General features: G+C 67.0%; 2 protein-coding genes and 1 pseudogene. All 3 read right to left on the reverse strand.

The features are described from left to right. Nucleotides 1-973: pseudogene (locus E3O25_RS04480) on the reverse strand (SCO6880 family protein); the annotation flags it as partial. Nucleotides 974-975: 2 nt separating this feature from the next. Next, complete coding sequence (locus E3O25_RS04485; RefSeq protein WP_134360565.1) at nucleotides 976-2,331, reverse strand: conjugal transfer protein TrbL; 1,356 nt, start codon at nucleotides 2,329-2,331, stop codon at nucleotides 976-978. 24 nt (nucleotides 2,332-2,355) lie between these two features. After that, nucleotides 2,356-2,625 carry a DUF6112 family protein gene (locus tag E3O25_RS04490; RefSeq protein ID WP_104090819.1) on the reverse strand — a complete coding sequence of 90 codons (270 nt, stop codon included), beginning with the start codon at nucleotides 2,623-2,625 and terminating at the stop codon, nucleotides 2,356-2,358. Between the last annotated feature and the right edge of the window lie 278 nt (nucleotides 2,626-2,903).

Below are 2,903 nucleotides of genomic sequence, written 5' to 3' on the forward strand. Positions count from 1 at the left end.
CTCGGCGACCGCGACCGGTCCGGCCGTGGCCAGTGACCGCCCGACCAGCGGATGCCGCTCCAGGTCGACTCCGATGGCCGGGTCATACGCGGTTCGCAGGATCACGGCGAGTTCATCAGCGGTGAGCCACCCGCCGACTGTGAGGTCCGCCGCGCGCAACGCTCCAGTCAGTGCCGTCATTTCCTGGCGCAGTACCGTTGCCGCGCATCCCGCCGCCCTGTGTGCGCACTTGGCGAGTCGCCGCGCTGAGATCGAGTGACAGCGCGATCGTGGTGGCGTGGCGTTCCCCGGCGGGTCCGGCCCGCTCGATGAGGTCGCGGTAGGTGTTGGCGGCCCAGCTGTCGTCGTCGATGCCGTGCCCCTCCCACCATTCGGCCAGTCCGGTGCCGGAATCGGGCAGCGTGCGCTCCGACACCTGCAGCCGCGCAATTCGCCCCGACCGGCACGCCCCAGCCAGTACGCGCCCCCACCCGACGACGCGGCGGTGCTGCTCGTCCGGGTCGAGCAGCGCGAACGCAGGGTGGGACACCGCGACGACGGCGGTGAGGGTTTGCGCGTGCGGGTCGTGGATCATGACCGCTCCCGATTCGGGGTCGTTCCACTCGCGCAGCGCGGCCGAATCTCCCGGCAGCGACAGGGTGCCCACCGGTCGCGGGCGGATGATGCGGCGCCGGTAGGTTAGCTGCTCATGCCCCGACCGCCATGCCCACCGGCTGACGACCGGCATCCACTCAACGATTTTGCGCCCGCCGATCGGGATACCCGCGATCACCGCGGCGGTACCCCAAAGTGGGCTCGTCCACGCGACGCCCGCGGCGCCGGCCGTGTATGGCGCGGTGACGATCGTGAGGGTGCCAATCGACAGGGCGACCAGTTGCGGCACCGCCAAACCCAGCAGCACTCCGCGCTTGGTCAGCCGCGAGAACTGCACCGGGGCGAGACGGTAGTCTGTGCGGTTCGTGTCAGTGTCCATGGCTACGCGTCCTTGGTTTTTCGTCTGGCTGGCAGTTCTTGCGGTGAAGCGGATGCCGGTGGTCGAGCCTGCTTGGATGCCGGCGCACTCGGGGCGCTGGCGTTGCTGGCGGACTGGGTATGGGTATCCGCTTTCTGAGCAACCGCGTTGCCGATCTTCGGGCCGGCCTTGGCTGTGGTACTGACGACGGCAGTTCCTGCCGCGACTCCCGCGGTGGCCAGGCCAGCGCCAGCTCCAACTGCTGTGCCTCCCGCTCCGGCGCTCGAGCCGGCACCAGCGTTCGCAGATGCGCCTGCGCCCGAGGCACCGGCCGCCGACGACGTGGGACCGGGGCCACCGCTGCTGGACGGTGCCGTTGGTGCAGGGCTGGCCTGTGTCGCTCGACCGCTTGGGCCTAGAACCTTCTGCGCCGTGCTCATCATCGGTGCGCTCGGCACCGGCACCGGGCGGTTCAGCGCTGACTTTGCCTCTTGCTCGCTGGACATTGCGTGGTACATGTCGAGCCCGACGAAGTTGAGGAACTTGTAGGTGATGTAGGGCGCGAAGGCGGCGATGAACATCAGTACGATGCCGGCGATGGGGTCGCTGACGGAGGCCAGATCCGCATCGATCGGGGCCGAGACCTGAGCCACTGCGACCAGAAAGATCACGACGAGCACGAGCTTGGAGAGGATGAGCGCGACCACGAAGGCGACCCATTTGGAGAACCAGCCTTTGGCGGCATCCCAGGTTGCGCCGGCGAGGGCGATCGGTCCGAAGACGATGGCCACCAGCAGTAGCGCTTTGCGGATGAGGAGGGAGAACCAGACGACGGCCGCGCCGCTGATGGCGAGGCCGGCCAGGAAGATCGTGAGGATTGCGCCGACGCCGGGTGCGCCGGGGCTGATCGCGGTGAGGCCCACGGCGAGCAGCGCGATGCGGTCGCCCATGCCTTCCATCGTGTTGCCGCTGGCCTGCACGACGCCGATGGACAGCTGGTCAGTGATTTCGAGCAGCAGGCCGGTGATTGTGATGATGACGAAGGATCCGAGCACCGATTTGGCGACGCCGAGCGCGGCACGGGAGAGCGCGGCGGGGTCGCGGTGCACGAGGCCGGTGATCAGTTGCAGGCAGAAGAAGATCAGGGTGACGAAGACGGCGAGGCCGAAGAGCACGTTGTAGACGTCGATGTAGGTCGGGTCGGTGAGGTCGACGAGGGTGGTCGTGTCGAAGGCGGCCCAAACGGATTCGAAGAGCCAGGCAGCGGTGGAGCCCATCGCGCCGGCGAGCCAGTCGAACGGGGCGGCGACGACAGAGGATGCGACGTCGCCGACGCCGGTGCAGACATCCGCTACGACCGGCACATCGCATACGCTCATCGGCTGCCCCGCTCAGTCTCGGGGTCAGACGGACTGGCCGACGTTCCAGAAGAAGTTGACGAGGGTGACGGCGGCGCCGCAGATGATCGCGGCGCCGCAGGCCACCATCACGCCGGTCTTGCCACGGGAGGCGAGGTGCGGGTTCGACGAGTTCGCGCCGAACCCCCAGACGATCGCCGCGACGATGAGGGCGAGCACGCTGAGCACGAGGCCGATGGTCATCACCGCGCCGACGATGACGCGCAGCTGCTCGATGCCGGGAAGTCCCGTGCCGTTCGGGTTGATGTCGATCATCGGTGGCTCCCTGTGTCGTTTGATGCGTACGACAGGGAGGAGCGCAAGCTATCCCTCGTGAGTGCGGGGTGGCGGACTTCGCTTGTAGACTGCCACCAATCACGGTTACGTGAACCAAGGAATGTCTGCATTAGTTGACATTCAAGTGTGGATATGAGCCACGCGAGCAAACTTCTGATCTAGCTTTCTTGGGGGCCAGAAGTCGGGCGTTTGTACCGAGTTTTAGGCAGCGTTAGCCATGTGGGCGTCGTTGAGGTAGCTGTCGATGTGTTCCTCGA

This window comes from Cryobacterium sp. TMT1-3 (genome assembly GCF_004402315.1).
GTDB classification, from domain to species: Bacteria; Actinomycetota; Actinomycetes; order Actinomycetales; family Microbacteriaceae; genus Cryobacterium; species Cryobacterium luteum.

Coding starts and splice junctions, on each gene's coding strand:
- E3O25_RS04490 (WP_104090819.1), bottom strand. CDS start 2,625: ATGATCGACATCAACCCGAACGGCACGGGACTTCCCGGCATCGAGCAG.
- E3O25_RS04485 (WP_134360565.1), bottom strand. CDS start 2,331: ATGAGCGTATGCGATGTGCCGGTCGTAGCGGATGTCTGCACCGGCGTC.